Origin of the sequence: Leifsonia sp. NPDC058248 (assembly GCF_042881905.1) — a bacterium.
GTDB lineage: Bacteria > Actinomycetota > Actinomycetes > Actinomycetales > Microbacteriaceae > Leifsonia.
Map to the genome: position 1 here is coordinate 273,588 of NZ_JBHVXB010000001.1, position 23,554 is coordinate 297,141.

Annotated in this window: 29 protein-coding genes; 14 read left to right on the forward strand and 15 right to left on the reverse strand. The window is 67.0% G+C overall.

Translation table 11 applies throughout. The features are described 5' to 3' along the window. Nucleotides 1-127: 127 nt before the first annotated feature. Nucleotides 128-2,248 (reverse strand): NPCBM/NEW2 domain-containing protein, encoded by a 2,121-nt coding sequence (locus ACFVV5_RS01480; protein WP_387237851.1) that lies wholly within the window; start codon nucleotides 2,246-2,248, stop codon nucleotides 128-130. Nucleotides 2,249-2,455: 207 nt separating this feature from the next. Here ACFVV5_RS01480 and ACFVV5_RS01485 point away from each other — a divergent pair, with 207 nt between their 5' ends. Next, complete coding sequence (locus tag ACFVV5_RS01485; RefSeq protein WP_387237854.1) at nucleotides 2,456-2,956, forward strand: hypothetical protein; 501 nt, start codon at nucleotides 2,456-2,458, stop codon at nucleotides 2,954-2,956. Nucleotides 2,957-2,959: 3 nt separating this feature from the next. On the opposite strand, the gene ACFVV5_RS01490 is transcribed toward ACFVV5_RS01485, so the two are convergent. Continuing rightward, nucleotides 2,960-3,280: a hypothetical protein gene (locus ACFVV5_RS01490; RefSeq protein WP_387237857.1), complete on the reverse strand. Its 321-nt coding sequence runs from the start codon at nucleotides 3,278-3,280 to the stop codon at nucleotides 2,960-2,962. Continuing rightward, entirely contained in the window at nucleotides 3,280-4,302 is a 1,023-nt protein-coding gene (locus tag ACFVV5_RS01495) for an SDR family oxidoreductase (RefSeq protein ID WP_387237860.1), read from the reverse strand. The genes ACFVV5_RS01490 and ACFVV5_RS01495 overlap by 1 nt, the downstream gene beginning before the upstream one ends. Before the next feature lie 144 nt (nucleotides 4,303-4,446). On the opposite strand from ACFVV5_RS01495, the gene ACFVV5_RS01500 reads away from it, so the two are divergent. From ACFVV5_RS01500 to ACFVV5_RS01510, 3 genes are all read left to right on the forward strand, one after another. Next, a complete protein-coding gene (locus ACFVV5_RS01500) occupies nucleotides 4,447-5,052 on the forward strand; it encodes a cation transporter (protein ID WP_387237863.1) in 606 nt (201 codons plus the stop codon). Nucleotides 5,053-5,148: 96 nt separating this feature from the next. Further along, entirely contained in the window at nucleotides 5,149-5,679 is a 531-nt protein-coding gene (locus tag ACFVV5_RS01505; protein ID WP_387237866.1) for a beta-class carbonic anhydrase, read from the forward strand. A gap of 13 nt (nucleotides 5,680-5,692) precedes the next feature. After that, nucleotides 5,693-6,595 carry an alpha/beta hydrolase gene (locus ACFVV5_RS01510; RefSeq protein ID WP_387237868.1) on the forward strand — a complete coding sequence of 301 codons (903 nt, stop codon included), beginning with the start codon at nucleotides 5,693-5,695 and terminating at the stop codon, nucleotides 6,593-6,595. 23 nt (nucleotides 6,596-6,618) lie between these two features. Here the strand turns inward: ACFVV5_RS01510 and ACFVV5_RS01515 are convergent, their stop codons facing one another. From ACFVV5_RS01515 to ACFVV5_RS01530, 4 genes are all read right to left on the reverse strand, one after another. Continuing rightward, nucleotides 6,619-7,794: a PucR family transcriptional regulator gene (locus tag ACFVV5_RS01515; RefSeq protein WP_387237871.1), complete on the reverse strand. Its 1,176-nt coding sequence runs from the start codon at nucleotides 7,792-7,794 to the stop codon at nucleotides 6,619-6,621. Nucleotides 7,795-7,871: 77 nt separating this feature from the next. Further along, nucleotides 7,872-8,300, reverse strand: a complete 429-nt coding sequence (locus tag ACFVV5_RS01520; protein WP_387237874.1) for a hypothetical protein — start codon at nucleotides 8,298-8,300, stop codon at nucleotides 7,872-7,874. A gap of 54 nt (nucleotides 8,301-8,354) precedes the next feature. Next, complete coding sequence (locus ACFVV5_RS01525; RefSeq protein WP_387237876.1) at nucleotides 8,355-8,927, reverse strand: HdeD family acid-resistance protein; 573 nt, start codon at nucleotides 8,925-8,927, stop codon at nucleotides 8,355-8,357. A 152-nt stretch (nucleotides 8,928-9,079) separates the two neighbouring features. Then, nucleotides 9,080-9,958, reverse strand: coding sequence for an oxidoreductase (locus ACFVV5_RS01530; RefSeq protein WP_387237879.1), 879 nt, complete (start codon nucleotides 9,956-9,958; stop codon nucleotides 9,080-9,082). 63 nt (nucleotides 9,959-10,021) lie between these two features. On the opposite strand from ACFVV5_RS01530, the gene ACFVV5_RS01535 reads away from it, so the two are divergent. Beyond that, a complete protein-coding gene (locus tag ACFVV5_RS01535) occupies nucleotides 10,022-10,480 on the forward strand; it encodes a MarR family winged helix-turn-helix transcriptional regulator (protein ID WP_387237882.1) in 459 nt (152 codons plus the stop codon). On the opposite strand, the gene ACFVV5_RS01540 is transcribed toward ACFVV5_RS01535, so the two are convergent. The 3 genes from ACFVV5_RS01540 to ACFVV5_RS01550 form a co-directional block, all read right to left on the reverse strand. Further along, on the reverse strand, nucleotides 10,481-11,452 hold the full coding sequence (locus ACFVV5_RS01540) for an MBL fold metallo-hydrolase (protein ID WP_387237885.1): 972 nt from the start codon (nucleotides 11,450-11,452) through the stop codon (nucleotides 10,481-10,483). A 104-nt stretch (nucleotides 11,453-11,556) separates the two neighbouring features. Beyond that, nucleotides 11,557-11,871: a thioredoxin family protein gene (locus ACFVV5_RS01545; RefSeq protein WP_387237888.1), complete on the reverse strand. Its 315-nt coding sequence runs from the start codon at nucleotides 11,869-11,871 to the stop codon at nucleotides 11,557-11,559. Then, nucleotides 11,868-12,767 carry a LysR family transcriptional regulator gene (locus ACFVV5_RS01550; protein WP_387237891.1) on the reverse strand — a complete coding sequence of 300 codons (900 nt, stop codon included), beginning with the start codon at nucleotides 12,765-12,767 and terminating at the stop codon, nucleotides 11,868-11,870. The genes ACFVV5_RS01545 and ACFVV5_RS01550 overlap by 4 nt, the downstream gene beginning before the upstream one ends. A gap of 85 nt (nucleotides 12,768-12,852) precedes the next feature. Here ACFVV5_RS01550 and ACFVV5_RS01555 point away from each other — a divergent pair, with 85 nt between their 5' ends. Further along, entirely contained in the window at nucleotides 12,853-13,992 is a 1,140-nt protein-coding gene (locus ACFVV5_RS01555) for a TDT family transporter (RefSeq protein WP_387237894.1), read from the forward strand. 8 nt (nucleotides 13,993-14,000) lie between these two features. Here the strand turns inward: ACFVV5_RS01555 and ACFVV5_RS01560 are convergent, their stop codons facing one another. After that, a complete protein-coding gene (locus ACFVV5_RS01560) occupies nucleotides 14,001-14,138 on the reverse strand; it encodes a helix-turn-helix domain-containing protein (RefSeq protein WP_387237897.1) in 138 nt (45 codons plus the stop codon). 60 nt (nucleotides 14,139-14,198) lie between these two features. On the opposite strand from ACFVV5_RS01560, the gene ACFVV5_RS01565 reads away from it, so the two are divergent. Continuing rightward, nucleotides 14,199-14,321 carry a hypothetical protein gene (locus ACFVV5_RS01565; protein ID WP_387238790.1) on the forward strand — a complete coding sequence of 41 codons (123 nt, stop codon included), beginning with the start codon at nucleotides 14,199-14,201 and terminating at the stop codon, nucleotides 14,319-14,321. Nucleotides 14,322-14,337: 16 nt separating this feature from the next. Here the strand turns inward: ACFVV5_RS01565 and ACFVV5_RS01570 are convergent, their stop codons facing one another. Further along, complete coding sequence (locus ACFVV5_RS01570) at nucleotides 14,338-15,195, reverse strand: LysM peptidoglycan-binding domain-containing protein (RefSeq protein WP_387237900.1); 858 nt, start codon at nucleotides 15,193-15,195, stop codon at nucleotides 14,338-14,340. Between the two features lie 246 nt (nucleotides 15,196-15,441). Here ACFVV5_RS01570 and ACFVV5_RS01575 point away from each other — a divergent pair, with 246 nt between their 5' ends. Beyond that, on the forward strand, nucleotides 15,442-15,849 hold the full coding sequence (locus ACFVV5_RS01575; RefSeq protein ID WP_387237903.1) for a hypothetical protein: 408 nt from the start codon (nucleotides 15,442-15,444) through the stop codon (nucleotides 15,847-15,849). A gap of 108 nt (nucleotides 15,850-15,957) precedes the next feature. On the opposite strand, the gene ACFVV5_RS01580 is transcribed toward ACFVV5_RS01575, so the two are convergent. Further along, nucleotides 15,958-16,347, reverse strand: coding sequence for a hypothetical protein (locus tag ACFVV5_RS01580; protein ID WP_387237906.1), 390 nt, complete (start codon nucleotides 16,345-16,347; stop codon nucleotides 15,958-15,960). Nucleotides 16,348-16,717: 370 nt separating this feature from the next. After that, nucleotides 16,718-17,308, reverse strand: a complete 591-nt coding sequence (locus ACFVV5_RS01585) for a ScbR family autoregulator-binding transcription factor (RefSeq protein ID WP_387237909.1) — start codon at nucleotides 17,306-17,308, stop codon at nucleotides 16,718-16,720. Between the two features lie 307 nt (nucleotides 17,309-17,615). Between ACFVV5_RS01585 and ACFVV5_RS01590 the strand changes: the two genes are divergently transcribed. The 6 genes from ACFVV5_RS01590 (at nucleotide 17,616) to ACFVV5_RS01615 (ending at nucleotide 22,059) form a co-directional block, all read left to right on the forward strand. After that, nucleotides 17,616-17,987, forward strand: coding sequence for a VOC family protein (locus ACFVV5_RS01590; protein ID WP_387237912.1), 372 nt, complete (start codon nucleotides 17,616-17,618; stop codon nucleotides 17,985-17,987). 120 nt (nucleotides 17,988-18,107) lie between these two features. Further along, complete coding sequence (locus tag ACFVV5_RS01595; protein ID WP_387237915.1) at nucleotides 18,108-19,511, forward strand: FAD-binding oxidoreductase; 1,404 nt, start codon at nucleotides 18,108-18,110, stop codon at nucleotides 19,509-19,511. A gap of 26 nt (nucleotides 19,512-19,537) precedes the next feature. After that, nucleotides 19,538-19,912, forward strand: coding sequence for a YciI family protein (locus ACFVV5_RS01600; protein ID WP_387237918.1), 375 nt, complete (start codon nucleotides 19,538-19,540; stop codon nucleotides 19,910-19,912). A gap of 602 nt (nucleotides 19,913-20,514) precedes the next feature. Further along, nucleotides 20,515-20,907, forward strand: coding sequence for a hypothetical protein (locus ACFVV5_RS01605; protein WP_387237921.1), 393 nt, complete (start codon nucleotides 20,515-20,517; stop codon nucleotides 20,905-20,907). A 158-nt stretch (nucleotides 20,908-21,065) separates the two neighbouring features. Next, complete coding sequence (locus ACFVV5_RS01610) at nucleotides 21,066-21,356, forward strand: hypothetical protein (protein ID WP_387237924.1); 291 nt, start codon at nucleotides 21,066-21,068, stop codon at nucleotides 21,354-21,356. 166 nt (nucleotides 21,357-21,522) lie between these two features. Continuing rightward, nucleotides 21,523-22,059: an alternate-type signal peptide domain-containing protein gene (locus ACFVV5_RS01615; protein ID WP_387237927.1), complete on the forward strand. Its 537-nt coding sequence runs from the start codon at nucleotides 21,523-21,525 to the stop codon at nucleotides 22,057-22,059. A gap of 392 nt (nucleotides 22,060-22,451) precedes the next feature. Here the strand turns inward: ACFVV5_RS01615 and ACFVV5_RS01620 are convergent, their stop codons facing one another. After that, nucleotides 22,452-23,228: an SDR family NAD(P)-dependent oxidoreductase gene (locus tag ACFVV5_RS01620; RefSeq protein ID WP_387237930.1), complete on the reverse strand. Its 777-nt coding sequence runs from the start codon at nucleotides 23,226-23,228 to the stop codon at nucleotides 22,452-22,454. Nucleotides 23,229-23,554 lie beyond the last annotated feature (326 nt).

Below are 23,554 nucleotides of genomic sequence, written 5' to 3' on the forward strand. Positions count from 1 at the left end.
TTCCGGGGGGGGGGCTCCCCGGCCCCGCGCGGCGGGGGGGGGCCCCCACCCCCCGCGTTGTGGGGCCCCCGGCGCCCGCGGGGGGGGGGCCCGGGGGGGGGGCCGCGCCCCCCTTCCGGTGCTGCGATCAGCTGCAGCTGATCAGCGGATCCGCCCAGTCGGCGCGGTCGTTGTATCCGCCGTCTCCCGCGTCTCCGACGTGGAGCACGAGCTCACGGGCGGAGGTCAGGTCGACGTCGAACGGAACGGCCGTGCCGCGGCTGACCACGCCGCTGTCCCAGACCGTCTTGCCGTCGGCGACGATCGAGAACGTCGCCGTCCCGCCCTCGGGGCCGACGTTGTTGACGACGTCATCGATCCCGACGACACCGGTGAGCTTCGTGCACGCTCCTCCGATGTAGTACCGGATGTCCGACGGGCTCGCAACGCCGATACCCGTCGGATGCACGGTTCCCGCCACCGCAATCGGGTTCCCGCCGCCGACGCTCTGGTCGATCGTGGGCTCCATCCATCCGCTCGTGCCCGAGATCCACGGCTGGTGCGACAGCGGTTGGTCGGCGCCCGACGGCGGCGCCGGAGCGATCGTCACCTGGAGGGCCGGCGACTGCACCGTCACGGTGCCGTGGAGGCCGAGGAAGCGAACCGCGGCCGTGACCGACTGGCCTCCTGCAGCAGCGGACGCGGGCACGGTCACGACGAAGTCGAACCGCGCGGTGTGCCCCGGGTTGACGAGCAGGGGTGGCCGGCCTTGGGCCGACACAGCCCATCCGGACGGGACTGTCAGCGTGACATTCGGAGCCCCCGCCGGTGTGCTGCCGTCGTTCCGGACGGTCACACTCGTCGTGAGCTTCGCGCCGGCGGAGACGAGCGCGTTCGAGGTCGGAGCCACAGCGGCACCGTCGATCGCGGTGACGGTCGGTGCACCGGCGAGAACGCGCGGCGTCTGCGGCATGCCCTTCGACTTCGACACGACGACGAGCCCGACACCGTGCGCCGGGACCTCGGATCGCACGTTTCCGACGGCCTCGGTGACCGCGTGCGTCCAGGCATCCTTGACGGTGACACGGTCGGCCATGACGCCGACCGCCGCGGGCGTGGTCGCGATCTCCGCCGGAGCGTCGCCCCGGTTGACGAGGGCGACAGCGACGGATCCGTTCGCGAGCGGCTTGGCCCAGGTCTCTGTGGTGCCTGCGGCGCCGACCCGCACGGCCTGCTTACCCAGCGGGTCCTGGTCGATCGCGAGGACATCCGGGTTCTTCAGCGTGCTCAGCGTGGAGGCGGTGAGCGTGCGGGGGTCGCTTCCGATCACCAGGGGCGCTGCGGAGATCGACCACAGGGCCATCTGCGAGCGGAACTCCTCATCGGTCATCCCGAGCTGGGGACCGAGGTAGTCCGGGTCGTTCCAGTGGCCGGGGCCGGCCGCCTCCGGATGACGCGCGTTCGCGTCGAAGTTCCGGAGCACGTCGCTGTACTTGATCAGTCCGACGAAGCCGACATCCGTGTAGGTCCGCCACGACTGCGCGATCTGGGGCGCGAACGACCACGAGTTGGTGGACTGCTGCGATTCGGGGTAGTTGCCCCAGTCCGGTGAGGTCACCGGGTTGCACAGGTTGAAGATGATGGGCCGGCCGCTGCTGTTGTGCCGCAGCGCGTCGGCGAACTGGGTGTAGACGGTCTTCGGATCGAGTCCGGCCGTGATCCCGCACAGGAAGTCGACCTTGACCGCGTCGTACCCCCAGGAGGCGAACGTGTCGGCGTCGGTCTGGTAATGGCCGTAGCTTCCGAGGCCACAGCTCCCCGGAATGTACGGACCGGCGTCGGTGTAGATGCCGGCCTTCAGGCCCTTGGCGTGGATGGCTGCCGCCAGCGCGGCCATGCCCTCGGGGAAGCGGGTCGGGTCGCCCCGGAGGAGGCCGTCTGCGCCGCGTGGGTCGGAGGCCTGCCAGCCCCCGTCCAGCCAGACGATGTTGTAGCCGGCCTTCGCGAGCCCGCTCGAGACAAGATAGTCGGCCACGTCCAGCACTTTCGCGCTGGTGTAGTCGCCACCCAGGCCGAAATAGGTGTTCCACCCCTGGTACGGCGTCTGGCTGAGGGCCGGATCCGCCGTCGGTGTCGGCGTCTGCGCCTTCGCCGAAGCGGGCGACGCTTTCACCGGATCCGCCGCTGCAGGGGGCGCCATCGACACCGAGGTCCCCCCGACGACGAGGAGCGCGGCGACGCCCCAACTCACCAATTGCTTGACTGACATCGAACACTCCTGACTTCGTTGTCTTCCCACGAAAGGGGGTGGGAAATCGATCACCTCCATGAAACTGCGGGGCGGGGCGGCAGCGGTATGCAGGTCCGACGGAAAACCTGGACATACTGACGACCTCCCCGGATCGGGCGGCAATGCGGGTCCGGGGTTGCCCGCGGGCATCCCCGTCAGCGACACTGAACTGCTGGGGAGGTTCGCATGAGCCAGTCGGACGTGCAGCGGGTGTGGGACGAGATCGACAGCGCCCTCCGGGAGGAGAGCGGCCTGAAAGACCTGTGGGCTCAGAAGCCGGACTGGTACGGCCGGCTACTCACGGGGCTCGTGCTCGCGGCCGGTGACGACCCGATCTCGTACATCGACGCCGGAGTCCAGCAGGGAGCCGACGGGATGGCGTTCCGGGCGGTCATCTTCACCGAGCGTTCGGTGGTGCTCGGGACGGCCGACAGCCGTGCATCCGGCCCTCGCGTGAAACTCGAGACGCGGCTCTACGCCCGCCGGGGGCTCGCGTATCTCAACATCGCAGGCAGCGCCTCCGAGTACTCGACGAGTGCGGACGCCTGGCCGGGCAGGGTCACGGTGCATGCGGTCTTCGAGTCCGGCGTCGAAATGACGATGCCCGCCGGCGACATCACGTCTCCCGAGAAGCGCGCGCGGTTCCTCGAGCTGCTCGAGTCGTTGCGCGTCGACCTCCTCCGTTAGCCGTTAACGACCGCTGAGCTCTCCTGCCGCGAAGAGTGCGGCCGTGGAGGCGCTCAGCAGCGCAGGCCGGCGCCGCCGTGCGTCGACGGCGGCAAGACCCACCATCGACGCTGCGTGCGTGAGGTCGACCATGCCGCCCAACGGCCCCAGCCGGCCCCGGGTCGCCAGCGTCGCGACGCCCTGGACGACGTTCCGCGCCCCCAGAATCCGCAGCGCGATGAGCATCCGCTTGTCGGGAACGTCCTTGAGCACGGCGCCGGACAGGGTGCCGGGCATGGTCAGTTCGGCGAGCCCGTAGGCGATCCGCAGAAACTCCAGGAACATCAGCGGGCCGCTCGTCTCCACAGGGCCGCCGTGCCGATGAGGGCCGTCGCGGCGGCGCTGCCGAGTGCGAGGAACGACGCGCCGTGGTGTTCGGAGAACCACGATTGCGTGCTCCGGGCGAGCGAACGGTCGCCGAAGATGCCCCGGAAGCCGAGGTCCTCCTTCTCGTCGGCCGGCTCCCACAGGTTCGCGGGCTGATCCTCCGGACGCTTCTGGTCGGTCTGCTGTGCCGAGAATCCGGTCTTCGCCAGGTAGCGGTCGAGCAGGCCGGGCACCACGGAATTGACGATCATCGTCGCGACCGTGCTCGCACCGACCCAGTACTCACGCCGCTGCGGATGCGCGGCCGCCCAGACGATGGCACGCGCGGCCACCTCGGGCTGGTAGATCGGGGGGACGGGCTGCGCCTGGTGCGGCAGCCGGGAGAGCACCCAGGTGAACTGGGTCGTGTTGAGCGCCGGCATCTGGACCATGGTGGTGCGGATGGCGCTCTTCTCGTGCAGGAGCTCGCAGCGGAGGGACTCGTTGAACCCCTGGATCGCGTGCTTTGCTCCGCAATACGCGCTCTGCAGCGGGATGCCGCGGTACGCGAGCGCGGAACCGACCTGGACGATCGTTCCCCGGCCGCGGGTGCGCATCCGTTTCAGTGCGGACATGGTGCCGTACACATAGCCGAGGTAGGTCACCTCGGTCGCCCGTTTGAACTCGGCCGCCGTCACGTCTTCGAACGTCGCGAACACCGACGAGAACGCCACGTTGACCCAGACATCGATCGGCCCCAGCTCGTCTTCGACCGCCTGGGCCGCGGCCTCGACCGCCTCGGCGTCCGCGACGTCCACGCTGACCGTCATCGCCCGCCCGCCTGCCGCCTCGACCTCGCGGGCGGCGCCGTCGAGTCCGGCTCGTCCGCGCGCCAGCAGGGCGACCTGTGCGCCCTGCCGCGCGAATTCGATGGCGGCCGCCCTCCCGATGCCTCCGCTGGCGCCCGTCACGACCACCGTCTTGTCCCGAAGTCCGTCCATCCTGGCTCCCATCGTCGATCGGGCGCGCCGTGCTGCGCGACCGTGCGCGACGGTACGCCTCAGCGGCCGTCCTGTGTACGGGTCGAGCATCCGGATGCCGGCTGCCGCTTCGATCTCAGCCCGGGCCCGGACGTACCCTCAAGGGTGACCGAATCCACGCCCGCCCTGCCCAAGCAGGTTCGGCGGCTCCGAACGGCCGGGATCGGCCTGGAAGTCGTCACACTCGCGTGGAACGTCGTCGGTGTGGTGCTGATCGCCGTCCTCGCTGTCCAGAGCGCATCCGTCGCACTGGCGGGCTTCGGGTTGGACAGTCTCATCGAGATCGGAGCGAGCGTCGTGGTCATCTGGGAGCTGACCGGCTCGGGAGCGGAGGCCCGGCAGCGCTTCGCCCTGCGGCTGATCGGCTGGGCGTTCGTCGCTCTGGGCGCCTACCTGTTCGTGCAGTCGATCGTGGCGCTGGCGGTCGGGCACCGTGCGACGCCGGGGGTCGGCGGAGTCTGGTGGACCGCGGCGACGGCGGCCGTGATGTTCGCGCTCGCTTTCGGCAAGTGGCGCGTGGGGCGCGCGCTCGACAATCCCGTGCTGACGACCGAGGGCCGGGTGACCCTGATCGACGGGATCCTCGCGTGCGCCGTGCTCGCCGGTCTCGTCCTCGATCTGGCTTTCGGCTGGTGGTGGGCCGACCCGCTCGCCGGTCTGGTGATCGTCTTCTACGCGAACCGCGAAGCCGTCCAGATCTTCCGAGGCTGACGGATGCTCCGCTGAGCGTCATCCGGCGCTGGATGCCTTTCAATCGGTCGCACCCGGTACTAACGTCGCCTGTGTCAACCCGGGAGGAACAAGACCATGAGCATCATCGACGACGCGCTGAGCGCCAATGCGACCATCGCCACCGATCGCGATCCCGACCGCGAGAAGCCGCCGGCCCCTCGAATCGCGATCGTCACCTGCGCGGATCCCCGGCTCAGCGACATCGTCCGGATGCTCGGACTGGACGACGCCGATGTCGACATGATCAGGAACGTCGGCACCGTCATCGACGACGATTCGATCCGGTCCCTGGTCATCTCGACGCAGGTTCTGGGCACCAGGGAGATCATGATCATCAACCACAACGGCTGTGGGCTTACCACGTTCACCGACGACGAGCTGGAGGACCGGCTCCGCACGGAGACCGGGATGTCTCCGATCGCGCCGGCCAGGTTCTACAGCTTCACCGACGCCGAGCAGAACACGAGGAAGCAGCTTCAGAAGGCCCGGTCGCATCCGTGGATCTCTGCGGATGTGCCGATCAGGGGGTTCGTTTACGACCTGGCCTCTCGCCGGCTGAGCGAGGTGCTCCCGCTCGAGGCGACCCACTCCGACCCGTCGCACTAGCGGGGGCGTCGAAATGCCGAGTCAGGCGATGGGGGATGTGATGGGGGTGTTGCGTGACCGGCAGCACTCCAGCGCCGCCGGCGCTCCTGTGCCCGTCGCCGAGGCGCGCGCGGGCTTCACCCCGGCCGGCTTCGTTCACCCGCTGCCCGACGATGTGCTGGTGAGCGAGGTGTCTGCCGGCGGGGTGCCGGCGCACTGGCTCGATGCCCCAGGGGTGGACGCCGAAAGGGTGCTCCTCTTCGTGCACGGCGGCGGCTATCAGTTCGGGTCGCTGCGAAGCGACGGTGAGCTGGCTGCCCGGCTGGGACGGGCCGCCGGGATGCGGGTGCTGTTTCCCGAGTATCGATTGGCGCCTGAGCATCCGTTTCCTGCCGCCATCGTCGACGTGCTGGCCGTGTGGCAGTGGCTCCGCGTCGATCAACACGTACGCGCGCGCTCGCTGGCGGTGGCCGGCGACTCGGCAGGCGGAGGACTCACCGTCGCGCTGCTCGTGGCAACGCGCGATGCCGGGGACGAATTGCCCGCAGCCGCCGTGCTGATGTCCCCGACGGTGGACCTGACCAGTTCGGGCACGTCCATGACCGAGCGCGTCGATCAGGATCCGATCTCGACCCCGGCGCTGCTGCGCCAGTTGGCCTCCGACTACCTGGCCGGCGCCGACCCGAGAACGCCCCTTGCGTCGCCGTTGTTCGCACCGCTTTCCGGTCTGCCGCCGCTGCTCGTGCAGGTGGGGACAGCCGACCTCCTTCTCAGCGATGCGGAACGCCTGGCACAGGCGGCGATCGAGGCGGGGGTCGATGTGCGGCTGGAGATCGGCGACGGCCTCCCGCACGTGTACCAGTTGATGCTCGGCACTCCGGAGGCGGAGGAGGCGACAGAGAGGATCGCGGCGTTCCTTCGGGACCGAGTCCGCTGACCGGCGGCGCCGACGGTTGCGGCCTAGTCGGGCGCTCGCCGGGGGAGTGAGACGACGGCGAGGTACAGTTCGGCGGACTGGCGCGGATCGGACAGGCTCCTGAGGGTCAGTGTCTCGAGCCGCCGCAGACGGTTGCGCACCGTGTTGGGGTGCACGAACATCGTCCGGGCGGTCTCCGCCACCGAGCCGCCCGTGCCGAACCAGGTGCGCACGCTGTCGAGGATCGTCTCCTGTTCGGGTTCGGGAAGTTCGAGGACCTTCTCGAGCACGATCGTTGCGAGTTCGGACGCCACATCGGGCGCACCGGCAGCCATCGTCTGGATCGCGGAGTCGGAGAAGAACCTCACGTGACCGTCGTCCGCCGCGGCGAGCGAGGTGCGCGCAAGCCGGACGGCCTGCGGGGTGTGGCCGAAGTCCTGGGTGACCGGGCTGATCCCTGCTCGCACCTGATACTGCTGCAGGGTTTTCCGCAGGGACCGGATCTGTGCCTCGTTGCAGGACACGATGCCGAGCTCGACGTCGGACCGCAGCAGCCAGGCAGACTCGATGTCTTCGTCCCGCAGCCGTCGGTCGATGCGCGGGGTCGGAACGTGGCCGCCTCCTTGCGCCTCGACCGCGACGACGACATAGGGCCGCTGGCGGGGGAGTCCGAGCCGGTCGACGGCCTGCCAGAGCGTGGCGTTCGGCTGGTCGTGTCCGCTCAGCACGGTGTCGATGAGTGCGTAGCGTTCGCGCTCACCGTTGACGAGGCGGACCTCTTCTTCTTCGCGGTACCCGGCGCTCATGAGGCTGAAGAACTCGTCGCTCATCGACCACACCTGTCCGGCAACGGTCACGAGCTCGGCGTCGGATGCCGTCCCGGAGGATTGCGCGTGGTCGACGATCTCACCCCAGATGAACTCGCAGCCCACCCGGATCGCGTCGAGGACGTCGGAGAGCGGGAAGTTCGCTTGCGCACGGGACGCCCCGATCGCCCGAATAGTCGTGTCGCGTTCGGGATCGGGCCCGCCCAGCGTGGAGATGAAGCCAACGTGCGCGGTGCAGGAGTCGAGGAGTTCCTGATCGGTGACCGGCGACGGCTGGCGGTAGCCAGGGACGCGTTGCGCGACGGATGCGGCCAGCCGAGCCGGAAGGTCGGTGGCGGTGCCGAGCAACGTGGCGGTCAGTCGCCGCAGGAGTTCGGGCTGGGATTCACTCATGGGTCGTCCATCCGGAGCGATCGTGAACGGGTGAGTGGGCGTGCACCGAAACAGTGCACGCCCACCCGCCCGGTCGACTACCCCTGCTGGCCCTGGAGCCGGTCGGCCTCATCGCGGGCGTATGCGGCGTCCAGGATGGCGTACTCCGCTTCCTGCAGTGCGTAGGTCGCGAAGTCGACGGCGTCTTCCGCGTCGAGTTCGGCGTCTTCCGCTGAGCGCTCCGCCTTCTTCGCGGCACGCGCCGCGCGCTTCTTGGCGATGTCGTCCTGGAGCGAGTCGAAGCCGTCGGAGACGGACTTCTGCATTGCCGCCCACGAGGCGGAGAAGTCGTCGGCGTCGGCGTTCATCTGGTCGCCGATCTTGACCTTCGTCGCATCGAGCGACTTCTTGGCTTCCGCACGCTTGGCGCTGATCTTCTCGGCTGTGTCCTGGTTGAACGAGTTCACCGAGTCTTCGACCGACTTGGCCTGCTTCGAGAGGGTTGCGAGGTGATCCGAGAGTGCCATGGTCTTGCCTTTCGTTTCTTGTGGTGTGGTTCGGGGTCTGCGGGTGGTGAAGGGTCAGTTGGTGGTCTGGGTGAGGTGGCGGATGGTGAAGGCGGCGCTGATCTCGGCGATGCCGCGGAAGATGGCGAGGACGCTGACGTAGGTGACGAGGACGAGGACGCTGGAGGAGAAGGAGGAGGAGGCGAGGAAGCCGAGGATGAGTTCGGCGATGCCGGAGAGCAGCTGCAGCCACCAGATGGGGCTGATGGCGATGCTGAAGAGGCTGGAGATGATGTCGTAGGTGCCGATGAAGACGAAGTAGAGGCCGATGACGAGGGCGAGGGATTCGAAGGTGGCGCCGGGGTTGACGAAGGCGATGATCGCGGCGATGACGAGGAGGATGGCGAAGATGGTGTGCCAGACGCGCCAGCCGCCGGGGGTGATCACGGCGCGGAAGACCTCGTTGCCGGCGGAGAGGAGGAGGAGGATGCCGAACACGATAGAGATGACGTAGACGGTGGAGGTGTCGAAGCGGAGGACGACGAAACCGATCACGATCCAGGCGATGCCCACGATGGCCAGGATCCACCAGGAGCTGCCGATCTTCTGGGCGGCAGTGGCGAGGGGGCTGGGGGCGGAAATGCTCATACTGAAAAGGCTCCGATCACAGGGGGGTTAAAGGTGACAGAACCGATATTGGCTGCCCCCTGGCCGGGGGGCAATGGAATCGTTAACACGATCCGGTGCCTCAAAATGTACGCCCGAACAACCGGCCTTGAACAGGTGGAACGGCCAGGTGCTCAGACCGCGGCCAGTTGCAACTCGGTGAGCTCTGCTCGGTCGGAATCGTCCAGCGACACGGTGGCGGATCCGAGGTTCTCCTCGAGGTGATCCACCGAGCGGGTGCCCGGGATGAGGAGGACGTGGGGACCGAGCTCCAGCAGCCAGGCCAGCGCGACCTGCGCTGGAGTCGCGCCCCGTTCCCGGGCGATGCGCTGCACGGTCGGATGGGCCAGTATGCGGTCACGATCCGATCGCGGCCACCCCAGCGGGCAGTAGGGCACGAAGGCGATGCCGCGCTCGGCTGTCAGCTCGAGCACGTCGAGCGATTCGCGGTTCACGAGGCTGAACGAGTTCTGGACGCAGACGATCGGCGTGAGCTCGAGGGCGCGCTCGAGTTGTGCGGCGCTGACATTGCTCAGGCCGATCCCGCCGATCAGACCGTCGTCGCGCGCTTCGATCATCGCCGCCACCTGGTCGTCGAACCGGGTGTCCGGCGCGGCAGTGGGGTCGGGCATCCGCAGATTCACTGCCGCCAGGTGGTCGACGCCGATCGTGCGCAGGTTGTCCTCGATGCCCGCGCGGAGTTCGCCGGGCTCGTCGTAGGGGAGGATCTCGCCTGCGGAGCCGCGTCGAACGGCGACCTTGCTCACGATCGCGATCTCGTCGCGGATCGGGGTCAGGGCCTCGCGAATGAGTTCGTTGACGACGACCGGGCCGTAGTACTGAGCGGTGTCGATATGGTCGACACCCAGTTCGACAGCGGTGCGGAGCACCCTGATGGCCTCGGGGCGATCCGCGGGCGGTCCGAAGACGCCGGGACCCGTGAGCTGCATCGCACCATAGCCGACCCGGGCGACAGCGCGTGATCCGAGGGGGAACCGTGAATTCTCGATCATTGAATTTCTCCTTCAGGCGTTCGCCATATGGTTGCTTGCCGAAGCAAGCGATACTGTGTGCTCATGCGTGATTTCACGGAGGATGAGGACCGACTCTGGCGTACCCTGATGCGCCTCAATGGGGCGCTCCCTCGGCTCCTCGACGACGATCTCCGCGGCTCGGGGCTGACGCTCTCGGAGTTCGCCGTACTGCTGGTCCTGTCCGACGCCGAGCACGGACGGCTCCGGATGGGGGACCTCGCCACCGCGTCGGGCCTGTCGCCGTCGAGGACGACGAGGGTGGTCTCCGAGTTGGAGCGTCGGGGGCTCGCCGGCAGGGCCAAGAGCGACCTCGACGCTCGAAGCGCCGTCGCGACGGTGACGCCGCAGGGACGGAACGCGGTCCGCAAGGCCTACCCGATCCAGGTGGACCGCGCCCGGCGGTTGCTGTTCGACCAGCTCGATCCTGCCCAGGTCACGGCCGCCTCGGAGATGCTCGAGCCGTTCCTGAGTCGTGTTCTGCAGTCGAGCCGCCCCGCGTGATCATGGATGGACTTGGGAGCCCGCGCCGCGATCGAGCCGCATCGACTGCATGATCATGAAGGTGGTCGTGTAGGTCAGTTCCTTCACGTCGGCAGACGCGAGCACGCCCGTGTAAGCGGCGATCACCGGTTCCGCAGCGGCCGCTGTCACGGCGTCGAGGTATCCCCTCACTCCCGCCCAGGCGTTCTCGCCGTAGGTGACGAAGTACGGTGTGGGGTCGACGGAGCCGAGGGCGGTCTGCGCACTGGCGATGATGTCCGCGATGTAGCGCTGGTGCAGTTCGATGTCGGCACGTGTGCCGAGCCTCCCCAGGTGACCGCCGATGTAGTGGGTCCAGGGATACTCCAGTGCTTTCGCGGCCGAGTCGATGTAGCCCGGGGCGTCCTCCGTCAGGTTGAGGTTGTAGATCGGCACCCAGCCGGGGTTCACGATGTCGACGAGCATCAACGCATCATGATCGGGGAAGTGGATGAAGATGTTGTCCGGGGAGTGGTTCGGTCCGTGAAAGCGGAGCTCCGCCCGCTCGCCGCCGACCTCCAGTGTGAGCTGGTCGGCGAACGTGATCTCGGGCGCGGGTCGAGCCGGGTCATCGTCCCGCAGGAGCAGGCGGCGCGTGTCCTCGTGACCGATGCGGACCACGTCGTCTCCGAACAGGCTCGACGCGCCCGCATGGTCGGCATGGTGGTGCGAGTAGACGAGGTGTGTCACCTTGTTGGTCGTGCCTTCTGAGGCTGTGACCTCGTCGACCGCCCGCTGAAGGTTGTGGCCGATCGTGGGCGGCGCGTCGAACAGCACGACGCCTTCTGCGGTGGCGAGGAATGCCGACAGGTAGGTGCCGTCTGTGACCCAGAACAGGTTGCGCTGCACTCGGCCGACGTAGTAGCCGTGCTCGTTGAGTGCCGGACCGAGGGCCGATGCGGGCACCGGTGCGTAGGTCGGCAACACCAGCTCGGGGGATGGTTCGTTGGACATGATGCTCCCTTCTCAGCAGTGGAATCGGGCATCTGATCCGGATGCTCGCTGATACCGTCGAGGCTACTCCGATTTATTTGCGGGCGCAAGCAAATAAAATGTCCTCAGACGGTTGCCGCGGGGCCGATCGCCTCGACGAGCTGAACGATCGTGGGGAGGCCGGCGACTCCATCCGCCGTGAAGTAGATCCGGCACGCGAGCTCCGAGGCGCCGCCCTGGCTCGGGAACAGGTCTTCGCCGTCGAGCATGATCGTCGGGGAGCCCACGAAGTGGACTTCGGCGGCTTCGTCCGCGCTCGTGATCAGGCGGAACGTCACCGGTGTCGTCGCGTCTCCGAGTTGAGCGAGGGCCGCCCGCACGTTGGAGCCGGCCGCCTCCCAATTCGTGCAGTCCTCGATATGCAGCACTTCGATCCTCATGAGCGTCTGACGATGGCGAGGAGTTCGTCGACCGCGGGCGTGCGTGGCGCCGTGCCGCTCCGCCAGACGGCGGTGAGCGGTCGAAGGATGCGCAGCCCGCGCAATCTCACTTTGGCGAGCGTCCCGTCGGCGAGCTGTTCGCGAACGGCCAGGATGCTCAGCACGGCCGGAGACCGCCCGGACGACACCGTCGCGCGGATCGCCGCGGTGGTCGACAGCTCGATCGCGGGGTCGACGGGGGGATGCCCGGCGTTCGTCATCGCCTGCTCGTAGGCGAGCCGGGTTCCCGACCCTCGCTCGCGCGCGATCAGCGGCACGGCGGCGAGCTCCTCGACCGTCACGCCCGACCGCCTTCGGACCCACGGGTGGTCGACCCCCACCACGATGACGAGCTCGTCGGTGGCGAACGACTCGTGCGCGAGGTCGTCCGGGATCTCGGGCGTCTCGATGAACCCCACGTCGGCGGAGCCGGATCGGACCAGCTCGGCGACGTTCACGCTGTTCGCTGCGATGAGTTCGATCTTGGCGGCCTCGTTCTCCGCCCTGAGCGCCAGCAACCAGCGCGGAGCGAGATGCTCGGCGATGGTCATGCTGGCGGCGACCCGGATGCTCGTCCCAGCCGTCGCGCGGAGTGAACGCGTGACCGAGGCGAACCGATCGGCCTCGTCGAGCAGCGGCGTCGCCCATTCCGCCACGAGTGCGCCCGCGTCGGTGAGCCGCGTTCCCTGGGGTGTGCGGCGGAGGAGCGCGACGCCGAGCCGCGACTCGAGCGCGGTCATCCGGGAGGAGACGGCCTGCTGCGACACCGCGCTCTCGCGGGCCACCGCGGACAGGCTGCCCGTCGCCGCGACGCGCACGAGCAGGCGAAGGCTCTCGAGGTCGAGCGGGCGCTCCACGTCACCTCCTGGTACAAGCGACAGTTGTGACCCCACAACCGTATCCCTCTCGCGCGCTCCGAGCACTGTTGCGACGATCGAAGACATGAACGCGACCACAGTCCCGACCGCCCGCCCGCCTGCGCGGCGGTTCTTCGTGCGCGAGCTCTCGCATCCGGGGCTTGCGGTGTCGAACATCACGCCCAACTGGTTCGCCTCGGTGATGGGCACCGGCATCGTCGCCAACGCGGCCGCGACCCTGCCGCTGGTGGCGCCCATCCTGCACGTTCCCGCAATGCTGATCTGGATGCTCGCCGCGCTGCTGCTCGTGGGCCTGCTGGTCGCGACCGCAGCGCACTGGATCCGGTATCCGCAGACCGCGCGCTCGCACCACACGAACCCGGTGATGGCGCACTTCTACGGTGCGCCGCCGATGGCCATGCTGACCGTCGGCGCCGGAACGCTGCTCCTCGGGCAGAACGTCATCGGCCTGCCGGCTGCGGTGATGGTGGATGCCGCGCTCTGGGTCGCAGGGACCGCGCTCGGTCTGCTCAGCGCGGTCGCCGTCCCGTACCTCACCTTCACGAAGCTCGCGACATCGGACGATTCGGCCTTCGGCGGCTGGCTGATGCCCGTGGTCCCACCGATGGTCTCCGCGGCGACCGGTGCGCTGCTCATCCCGTTCGTGCCCGCAGGGCAGGCGCGCCTGACTCTGATGCTCGCCTGCTACGCGATGTTCGGGCTGAGCCTGCTGGCCTCCCTGATCGTGATCACGTTGATCTGGGGCCGCCTCGCCCGCTACAAGGTCGGGGCCGCCGCCGCGGTGCCGACGCTGTGGATCGTGCTCGGGCCGCTCGGGCAGTCGATCACCGCGGCCAACCTGCTCGGCGGCAACGCCCACCTCGTCGTGCCCGGTCCGTGGGCGGAGGCCCTGCAGCTCTTCGGCGTGATCTTCGGCGTCCCGGTGCTCGGGTTCGCGCTGCTCTGGGCGGCGCTCGCAACGGCGATCACCATCCGCACGGCGCGGGAGAGGCTGCCGTTCTCGCTGACGTGGTGGTCGTTCACCTTCCCGATCGGAACCTGCGTGACCGGCATCACCGGACTCGCCCTCCACACGGGTTCGGTCGTCCTCCAAGTGTTCGCGGTGGCCGCCTTCGTGGTTCTCGTGGGCGCGTGGGCGACGGTTGCGATCCGCACCTTCCACGGCAGCGTCATCCGGGGCGGTCTGCTCGCCCCCGCGGCCTGAGCCGCGGGTCAGGTTCCGGCCGCAACCGAACGCCGGAACCGTGCCGGGGTCGATCCGGCTTCCCTCCGGAAGGCCCGGGCGAAAGCCGACTCCGACGCGTAGCCGACTTCGGCGGCGACACCGGCGACCGTTCGTGAGGAGAACACTGCACAGCGACGAGAGGATCGCTGCGGTTCCTTCCCCCTCCTGGGCGGCCGCAGGAACTCATCAACACCGTCGCCCTGGCGATCCGGCAGAACGTCACCGCGACCGAACTCCGCAACGCCATCTACACCCACCCCAGCTCCACCGAGGCGTTCAACGAGGTGTTCGGCAAGATCGTGAGCTGAGCCGGGTTGTCGCAGGTCAGAGGCTGTCGGGGTCCAGGTTCAGTTTCGTCGACGTGTACAGGTACTGGTTGCCGCCGTCGCCCGGCAGGTCCGGGTTCAGCCAGATGAGGTCTTCGACCGAGATCCCGAACCTCTGGGCGACGATCGTCGTGGTGTCGCCTTGGGCGACGAGGTAACCCCTCGGTGCGCCGCCGGCGGTTCTCGAGGTAACCGATCCGGCGGCGAACTGCCGGGCGCCGCTGTCGACCGGGTGCACGTTCGACTGCCGGACCGGGACCGACCAGTGCACGGTGTCGACGGCGAGCACCTTGTTCGGCCCGAGCTCCACCGGGACGCCGTCGGCAGAGGCCACCGACGAGTATGTCACGAGGGTGCTCAGATACGACGGCTGGCCGAGGTCGAGGGATGCCGACGACGCCGGAGCGGTCGACCGGGTCGGGCCGCCCAGTGGATGATCGCCGATGCCGTGGTAGGTCAGCCCGTCACCCACTCTCGGTGGGATGTCGATGAGCGTGACGGACACCGGCACGGGCACGGTCGATGTGAAATGGGAGTACTCGGCGGTGTACGTGTTGTCGCCGTCGGCGATCATCCGGTAGTGGAAGTGGATGCTGCCCTTCGGTGAGGCGACATCGCCCTCGGCCACGACAGTGCCCTTCGGGACCGACGTGATGGTCGGGATCGGGGTGGGCGTGATCACCGGCGTCGGTGTCGCCGAGCCGATGGCGACGCCGGGTCTGATGGCCGACGGCGTCGGGGATGGGGTCGGGGTGGCGTGCCGAGTGCGTGCCGGCGAGGGGTGGCCGGCGCCGCCGAAGAGCGCGCAGCCGGTGAGGACGGCGAGGACCGTGACCGCGACTCCGGCGGCGGCCACCAGCCGGTGCCTGTGCGTGAGTTGCCCGTTATGACCGACGTTTCCCGCCACTGGCCCACCTTTCCCCCGCCCGAGCATACAACACGGTCTACCGCGATCCCGGCAGAAGATTCCCCTCCTTGACGTCGCCGACTCCGGTGCGGCAGGATCGCGACGGGCCCGCGGATCGCCGCGCCCACTTGGGGGGAAGATGAGACGCGCAACAGTCGGTATCACGCTGACTCTGACGGTCCTGGCGCTGGCCGGATGCTCGGCGACCGGGTCCACCGCGCTCGAGCCGTCTGTCACGCCGGTGCGCTACACGATCCCGAGCAGTTCGAACCGGCCGCCCGACCCGGTGAGACACCCGCCGCCGACGGCTCGGTGACACCCCAGGATGCGCCGCTCGCGCAGCTGTGGGCGCTCGTGGACTCGAGTCTGCGCGATGCCGGGGGCTATGCCGACAGCACCCGTGGGGCAGGCGTGATCCCGGCGGACATCCACGACTTCGGCTCGGCCATCCAAACCCGCTGCGTGCCGAAGCGCACGCCACCCGAACGCGCTGAGCTGACCTCGCTCTGGAACGCGATCGCAGCGGAAGCCAAGACGGCGGGAGCCGACCTGACCCCGGCCGTGCGGGCCTACTTCGCCCGCGCATCCGCCCTCTGCATGTGACGGACCGCGCCGAGCCACACGTCGATGAAGAGCGCGACCGGATCGATGCGAGCAGCCAGTAGCCGTAGCGACTGTGGGGCGCCGCGGACCCGTCGGTGGGTGCGTTGCTCACTTCAGCGGCGGGCAGGCCTTCGCCACTGCAGCCGCCTTGTCGGGGTCGGCGATGCCGCCGGCGGTGGGGAACCAGTTCTGATGCGGCCACTTCGCGATGAAGTCGGCGCGTGAAGGTGCCGGCGGAACGACGATTCCGTTCGCCTCGTAGCACGGCACCAGGAACCTGGTGAAGTAGTCGTACGACCAGCCGAGCTGCTGAGGAGTCAGCGGAGAATTGGGCCTGCCCGGGTGTCCGACCGAGCAGACATATAGTCCGATCGCCTCGTGCTCGTCGTCGGCCTCGGCTCCCACGGAGGTCGGCCTGTCGCCCTTTTCGGCGCCAGCGGGGTAGCCATATCCGAACGGCACCCCCTGCTCGGTGTAGCAGCCTTTGAGAACGTCCATTGCGGTCGCCGGGCTGGTGTACCCCTCGAACGTCACCTGTGGTCGAACGGCTGACGGGTACTGAAGCAGGACTTGCTGCCAGGCCTGGTCAGCGTCTTGCTGCCGGAGCTGTTCCGTCCGGGCAGGGGTCTGAGGTGCGGGAGCAGGTGACGGCCCGAGGTCCGGCATCGGAACCGTGACGGCGAGCTGTGTCGGGGTCGGCGTGGGTTTCACCGCCGCGGCGGTGGACGACGAGCATCCAGCCAGCGCCAACAACGCCGCAAGCCCCCCGATGCACATCCCCCACCGCCCCCGCGTCTGTCGACTGACAGCTGCCCCCATCGCTCCCCCTTCGCTGTCGCAAACATACCACAGGGTCTGTTCTTATCGTCTAGCGTGACTTGGCGCTTGAGGCGACGAGCGCCCAGAGGCGTTCGACATCGTCATTCAGGGTCTCGAGCCGTCCCAATTCGTGACCGATCATGTACGCGCCGAAGAAACCTTGGACGGCGACAGTCGCGACATCTCGTGAATGCGTGGCCGGATCCAGGTCTCCGTCTTCGATTCCTTGCTGAACGAAGCCGGCGATCAACTCGATCCATCTGTCATACGGGTTCTCTTCGACGGCTGGAGGCAGAACCGTCTGAGAAAGTCGCATCGCCGCTCGCACTCTCACGTCAGTCACGAATTGCTGACCGACGCGTCTGGTGATCTCCGTCGCGGCGTCGATTCCGCGTAACCCGGTGCTGGTCACCTCGGCGATGAGCACCGGCCAGTTCGTATACTTCCCGGCCACGAGCTCGGCAGCGAGATCGAGCTTCGATGCGAAATGAAAGTAGACGGCACCTTTCGACAGGCGGGTTCGCGCGATGATCCGATCCAGACGGGCAGCGTCGAAACCGACCTCGTCGAACTCAGCTGCGGCAGCATCGAGGATGACCCGACGGGTTTCCTCTGCTCGTTCTTGCCTGGCCAAACCCATCACCTCTTCCCACTATCCGCACTCAGCAAGATACCGTTCGGCCGCGACTCCCGAACTGCACCGCGGCGACCGGGCCCGTGCGGCGTAGAGTGACACCATCGATTGGTTCGTCAGCGCCTGTCGTCCGGGAGACCCGGATCGGACGGACGAGGAGAAGCGGCCACACACCGGCAGATTGCGTTCGCGCGGCCGAGCTCCCACCCTCGGAAGCACTACGTTGCCGTCATTCGGCACGACGCGGCCGCTGTCGCGTCCTGGACGGGATGCTTCCGCCACCGCTGAACCCACGCCCGAGGAGGCGTTCCCCATGCTCAAAGAAGCGCACGCAGTGCTGCCCGCATCCGATCTCAAACGCGCACAGGACTTCTATCACAATGCTCTCGGATTCGATCCGGATGCCGAAGAGAACGGCAACCTCATCTATCGCCTGAACGCCGGCTCGTCTTTCGAGATCTACGAGACGACCAATGCCGGAACCGCGCAGAACACCCAGATGTGTTTTCTCAGCGACGCGTTCGACAGCGACATGGCGCAGTTGCGCGGCCGTGGCGTCACATTCGAGGACTACGACTTCCCCGGTTTGAAGACCGAGAACGGAGTGGCCACCCTCGGCGGCAGCAAGGCCGCGTGGTTCAAGGACACCGAAGGCAACTTCATCTGCCTGACCGAAGCGATGTAGCATCCGGGCCGGTCACGGCAGTGCGCTCTTCTCTTTCGATGGTCGCCCGGGGGAGGCGAATGCACGAGAGCCTGCGCAGTCGTGCGCCCACTATCGAACGGTTGATTCAAGGAGACTGAAATGACTATGACCTCACGCGGCGCCGTCGACGCGCCGTTCGCACAGCTTGCAGCCGAGTTGAGCGGGAGCCTGACGACACCCGATCATCCGGACTTCGACACGGCCCGTGCCGTGTACAACGCCATGATCGATAAGCGGCCGGCCGCGATCGCCCAATGCCAGGACGTCGCCGATGTGATCGCGTGCGTTCGCTTCGGACGCGAGCACGGCCTGGACATCTCGGTGCGGGGCGGCGGACACAATGCCGGCGGGCTCGGGATCTGGGACGATGCCCTCGTCATCGATCTCTCATCGTTGCGCACCATCACGGTCGATCCTCAGGCGCACACGGTCCGCGTCGATGGGGGATGCACGTGGGCTGAAGTCGACGCGGCGACCGTCGCGTACGGGATGGCCACCCCTTCGGGGATCATCTCCTCGACGGGGGTCGGCGGACTGACGCTCGGCGGCGGAATCGGCTACCTCGCGCGTCGCTTCGGCCTCACCGTCGACAACCTCCTCGCTGCCGACGTGGTCCTCGCCGACGGAACCCTCGTGGTCGCGAGCGACACCGACAACAGCGACCTGTTCTGGGCTCTGCGCGGCGGTGGCGGTAACTTCGGGGTCGTTACGTCATTCACGTTCCGCTGCCACGACATCGGCGACAATGGCACGATCATCGGTGGACCGGTGCTCTACGACTTCGCCGACACCGCCGAGGTGATGCGCTGGTACCGGGAGTTGCTGCCATCCCTCCCGGAGGAGCTGAACGGCTGGCTCGGGCTGCTCACCATCCCGCCGGGGCCGCCGTTCCCCGAAGAGCTGTGGGGCCGGAAGTCGTGCGCGATCATCTGGTGCTATACAGGCTCGCCGGATCGCGCCGATGAGCTGCTCGGGCCGATCACCGGCTACGGGTCGCCGTTGCTCGTCGGTCTCCAGCCCATGCCGTACAACATGCTGCAGGGCGCGTTCGACGCCATCTACCCCTCCGGGTTGCAGTGGTATTGGCGGGCCGACTTCTTCAACGAGATCACCGACGCGGCGATCGACGTGCACGTCAAGTACGGCGCACAATTGCCGACCGAGCAATCCTCGATGCACCTGTACCCCATCGACGGCGCCGTGAGCCGGGTTCCCGAGGACGCCACCGCGTTCGCCTACCGCGACGGCGGCTGGGCCGGTGTCATCGTCGGCGTCGATCCCGACCCGGACAACGCGGAACTCATCTCGACGTGGACCCGCGACTACTGGGAAGAATTGCACCCCACGTCGGCCGGCGGCGGCTACATCAACTTCTTGATGGACGAGGGCGCCGACCGGGTCAAAGCGTCGTACCGTGGCAACTATGAGCGGCTCGCGAGGGTGAAGGCTCAGTACGACCCCGATAACATCTTCCACATCAACCAGAACATCCCGCCGGCGTAGGGGCCGGCCTCCGAAGGGGAGAATCCATGGCGCAGTACCTGGTCCTGATCTATGCACCGAACCCCGCCGACAGCGATACCCTCTCCGCCGAGGAGCGCGACGCGCACGGCCGGTACGCGGATGAGCTCATCGAGTCGGGCGCCATGGTCGCCGCGTTCGCGCTGCATCCGGTCGCCACGGCGGCCACCTCGATCCGCGGGGATGGAATCACTGACGGTCCCTTCGTCGACACCAAGGACACCGTGTCGGGCGTCTACGTGATCGAGGCCTCCGATCCGGATGCTGCGCTGGAGGTCGCGCGACGCAACCCGATCACGCAGCAGGGCGGTGGCGTCGAGGTGCGCCCCGTCGAGTCGAGCTTCATCGTCGACCGGGCGGTTTACTCGCCGCCTCAATCCTGAGACGACCGACACGGCCGATGCTGGGCTGGCCTTGAAAGTGGGACCGGAACGTTATTGATGGTCCGATGCACGCGTCTAACCATGCATGGGGAGTGCCGGCCGAAGTCCCTCGGCACAGTCAACTCCCCCGTGTAGGAGTTCGCGGATGGTCGTCAATCCCAGCCTTCAGGTGGTCGCCGAAAACGCTTGTCCACGCTGCGGCTCCTTCGCCGCGTTCCCAGCAATCATCGCCGCGCGTGCCGGTCCCCAATTCGTACTCATCTGCGGCAATTGCGGAATCGACCGCCCGTACTACTACCGAGCACGGACTATCGGCAGCTTGCGGTAGTACCCGTGGGCGCTCCGCGGCCGTCGCCGCCGCTGTCGGGCGGCTGTCAGGGGTGTTCCCCCGGTTTGCGCAGACTGAGGGTCGTTGCCGCACCAGTGGAGTCGTCGAGAACGAATTCCTGTGCATCCCGTCAGTGACTTGCCGCTGTATCCCACGTTACAAACGTCCCCGGAATCGGTCCTTAAGGTGTGGGCACCGGAAAGCGAAGAGCTCGATGCTTCACGAAACGATCGCAGCGGCGAGGTGGGAGAAGATGTCAGAAACAATCGGACGCGTGTCAGCTGAGCAGGTCCGGCGAGCCTCGAACACGCTCCGGCGGGTAATCGTCGGCGAATACATCGCGAAGCTTCCCGAGCAGCTCTCCATTCACCAGACCGGCTACCTGTTGCAGGCATCGGACCACGAAATCCTCAAGCTCATCTTCCGCGGACACATCATCGCCCGAAGGAGCAGGGATGGGATCGTCATCGTTCCGGCGGATAACGCTGACCTGCTCATGGCTACGTCATTGCTCAGGCTGCCGCTGCCGGAACCGGCTGACCTTTCGGACCCCGTCTGGGTCGAACTGGCCCTGACCCGCCGCGCCTGTAAGGAGTTGAACCGCCGGGCTGCACACCACCAGGTCACGCCGTCCGAGCTGGTCGAAGGCATGTTGGGTCGTGACTGATTGCCGATCAGTCACCTTCCCATCAGTGCCGATAAATCGTTTCACGCCTTCTCGATGTCTATATCGTCGGCATGCTTGATCGGGGGTTCAGACCTCGAGCTTTCCGGGCGGCTTTCAGTCGGTCCCAAAGGGGATCGTGTGACGGGATGGAGGATCGATTGAGCGAACTGTGGGAGCAAGCCGTGGCTTTGGGCGAGGCCAGACATCAGGTCGTCATGGTCCTCCTGGCCGGCACCCTTGCGGATCCGAAGAGCATTGGGGAACTCGAAGTCTTCACCGCGGTTGACGAAGTCAACAGGTTCGTCGATGGGATAGACCGCACGAATTCTGCGGCGATATCCAAGGCTCTCGACATACTCAACCGCAAGCTGATGCAACTTCATCGTGAGGCGCGAACTGATCGCGTCTATCGATCAGGCACTCCGGCGCGGAAGGTCAGCGACCCTTGAGCCCGGCTGGAACCGGCGGTGGACCGGTTGTGCTGACGGTAGTGCGCGGGATGGTTTCTCCGAACTCGTGGGTGTAGCGGCGTGATTTCGGCCGCCATCCGTTGTCTGAGCTATGAAGCGGGTCGCACAGGCTGAGCCGGCCCGAAGCCACGAATGGAGAAGCCACATGAAGAAGTTGACAACGGGTCTCGTAGCTGCGGGATGCGGCCTGATCCTGCTGATCGGAACGTCCGGTTCGCTTGCGCTATGGAACGACGCCGCGAACGTCGACGCCGGCAACATCGACTCCGGTGTTCTGACGATCGCCGAGACCGGGGGTGCCTGGACGCAACCCATCCAACAATGGGTTCCTGGCGATTCGGACACGTACACCGCCCAGGTGTCGATCGTTGCGCAGGGCGACAACCTGCATTCGCAGGTGACCATCGACCCCGCCTCCATCACCGGTGATCCCGAGTTGCTGGCAGCGCTCCAGATCGGCCTCAGCTTCGGGACTGTCACAGGTGGCACCCTGACGCCCGTCGCCGGACAGCCGAACGTGTACGACGTCTCACCGACCGATCCGAACTCGGCCACCCCGATCACCGCTCCCGTGACGGTAACTGCGACGTTCCCGCCGGATTCGGTCACCGGCACCGTAGCGCAAGGCCAGACCGTTCAACTCGGCGGAATGCAATTCGTCCTTCAGCAGGTCACCCCCTGATCCCCTGGCTATCACAGTGAGCCACCTGCCGGTGTCATTCTCGCTGAACGGGGGCCGCGGCAATGAGGAACCGCCGCGGCCCTCCAGGAGCGGGATCGTGCGCGTCATCCTCACGCTCACGGTTGCGCTCGGCTCGGTTCTGGCCCTGACCGACACGAGTCTCGCTCTCTGGAACGTCTCAGCCCCGATCGCCTCTACAACGGTCGTGTCAGGCACTCTGGCCGCAACCGTCGCGGAGGGAGCCGTGCCACCTCGATCTCGCGGTCGGGGTCTGTCCGGGGCATCATTCGAACACGATATATCGTGAGTCTGGGAGGTTGCGCGACTGGATGGTGGGCGGGTATCCGATGCGGGTCTCCACAGCATCAGCACTCGGATCGAGGAGACACGCGCTAGTTCCGTCCCGCCATTACGCCGCCATCGGCATTCCAGATGGCGCCGGTCACCCATCCTGCCGATTCGGAGAGGAGAACAGCCACGACGGTGGCGATATCGTCGGGCGTTCCAACCCTGCCGATGGGGTGGAAGGAGTCGAAGCCTGTTATCGCTGCATCCACCTCATCTTTGGGAATGAATCCCTCGTAGATCGGGGTACGCACTACCGCAGGGGCAACGGCGTTCACCCGAATTCTGTGGGCGGCGAGTTCCATCGAGAGGTGCTGAGTCAGCGAGTGGAGGCCCGCCTTCGCCATGGAATATGCGGAAGACGGGGTGGCAGCTATAGCCTGATGTGCCCACATGGACCCAATGTTGACGATGGAGCCGCCGTTGCCGGCCGCGATCATATTAGTGACGATCGTCTGCGTGATGAAATAGGTGGCCCGGTTGAGTCCGAGGTAGCGATCGTAGTCGGACTCAGTGTGGTCAAGGAACTTCTGGGGCGCGAAGACTCCGGCTGAGTTCACGAGAAGTGTCGTATCAGCGTGCTCGGTGGTCAGTTCTTCCCGGAGGCGGGTGACAGCTTCGGGGTCAGAGAGATCGGCGGAGATTCCTTCAACCGATCCGTGTTGACTCAACGCGTCGACGGCAGCGGCGGTTTTCTGCGTATCGCGTCCGACGATCACAACTTCACCCCCGCCCTTCACTACTCGCTCGGCCGTGGCGTATCCCATCCCGCTTGTGCCGCCGACGACGACGAGCTTCTTTCCTGCAAATTCCATGGTGGACATAGTTGTGCCTATCTGTTTGGTGGTCGATGTTCACGGGGGAGACCCCGGAGCATGAAGGTGGATCGTTGGTTCAGGCCTTCAGGCCTTCAGGCGGGAGAGCCCGTCGGTGACCACACGGTCGAAGAACGTGATGTCACATTTGCGGGCCTCGGTGCGACTGCAGCGCTCGCCTCGACTACCGGGGAGATCGAGTACTACGGAAGACGTAGTGTCGTCTGGCGTCCACCCGGTGATTTGCTGGTAGCCATCAGGGGCTACACCGGCGGCATGTACAGCTGGCGCTGTGACCATCACTCCATCAGTGATAACCAGGGCAGCGGCTACGC

Coding starts and splice junctions, on each gene's coding strand:
- ACFVV5_RS01480 (WP_387237851.1), bottom strand. CDS start 2,248: ATGTCAGTCAAGCAATTGGTGAGTTGGGGCGTCGCCGCGCTCCTCGTC.
- ACFVV5_RS01485 (WP_387237854.1), top strand. CDS start 2,456: ATGAGCCAGTCGGACGTGCAGCGGGTGTGGGACGAGATCGACAGCGCC.
- ACFVV5_RS01490 (WP_387237857.1), bottom strand. CDS start 3,280: ATGTTCCTGGAGTTTCTGCGGATCGCCTACGGGCTCGCCGAACTGACC.
- ACFVV5_RS01495 (WP_387237860.1), bottom strand. CDS start 4,302: ATGGACGGACTTCGGGACAAGACGGTGGTCGTGACGGGCGCCAGCGGA.
- ACFVV5_RS01505 (WP_387237866.1), top strand. CDS start 5,149: ATGAGCATCATCGACGACGCGCTGAGCGCCAATGCGACCATCGCCACC.
- ACFVV5_RS01510 (WP_387237868.1), top strand. CDS start 5,693: ATGCCGAGTCAGGCGATGGGGGATGTGATGGGGGTGTTGCGTGACCGG.
- ACFVV5_RS01515 (WP_387237871.1), bottom strand. CDS start 7,794: ATGAGTGAATCCCAGCCCGAACTCCTGCGGCGACTGACCGCCACGTTG.
- ACFVV5_RS01520 (WP_387237874.1), bottom strand. CDS start 8,300: ATGGCACTCTCGGATCACCTCGCAACCCTCTCGAAGCAGGCCAAGTCG.
- ACFVV5_RS01525 (WP_387237876.1), bottom strand. CDS start 8,927: ATGAGCATTTCCGCCCCCAGCCCCCTCGCCACTGCCGCCCAGAAGATC.
- ACFVV5_RS01530 (WP_387237879.1), bottom strand. CDS start 9,958: ATGATCGAGAATTCACGGTTCCCCCTCGGATCACGCGCTGTCGCCCGG.
- ACFVV5_RS01535 (WP_387237882.1), top strand. CDS start 10,022: ATGCGTGATTTCACGGAGGATGAGGACCGACTCTGGCGTACCCTGATG.
- ACFVV5_RS01540 (WP_387237885.1), bottom strand. CDS start 11,452: ATGTCCAACGAACCATCCCCCGAGCTGGTGTTGCCGACCTACGCACCG.
- ACFVV5_RS01545 (WP_387237888.1), bottom strand. CDS start 11,871: ATGAGGATCGAAGTGCTGCATATCGAGGACTGCACGAATTGGGAGGCG.
- ACFVV5_RS01555 (WP_387237894.1), top strand. CDS start 12,853: ATGAACGCGACCACAGTCCCGACCGCCCGCCCGCCTGCGCGGCGGTTC.
- ACFVV5_RS01575 (WP_387237903.1), top strand. CDS start 15,442: ATGCTCGGCGACCGGGTCCACCGCGCTCGAGCCGTCTGTCACGCCGGT.
- ACFVV5_RS01580 (WP_387237906.1), bottom strand. CDS start 16,347: ATGGACGTTCTCAAAGGCTGCTACACCGAGCAGGGGGTGCCGTTCGGA.
- ACFVV5_RS01585 (WP_387237909.1), bottom strand. CDS start 17,308: ATGGGTTTGGCCAGGCAAGAACGAGCAGAGGAAACCCGTCGGGTCATC.
- ACFVV5_RS01590 (WP_387237912.1), top strand. CDS start 17,616: ATGCTCAAAGAAGCGCACGCAGTGCTGCCCGCATCCGATCTCAAACGC.
- ACFVV5_RS01595 (WP_387237915.1), top strand. CDS start 18,108: ATGACTATGACCTCACGCGGCGCCGTCGACGCGCCGTTCGCACAGCTT.
- ACFVV5_RS01600 (WP_387237918.1), top strand. CDS start 19,538: ATGGCGCAGTACCTGGTCCTGATCTATGCACCGAACCCCGCCGACAGC.
- ACFVV5_RS01615 (WP_387237927.1), top strand. CDS start 21,523: ATGAAGAAGTTGACAACGGGTCTCGTAGCTGCGGGATGCGGCCTGATC.
- ACFVV5_RS01620 (WP_387237930.1), bottom strand. CDS start 23,228: ATGTCCACCATGGAATTTGCAGGAAAGAAGCTCGTCGTCGTCGGCGGC.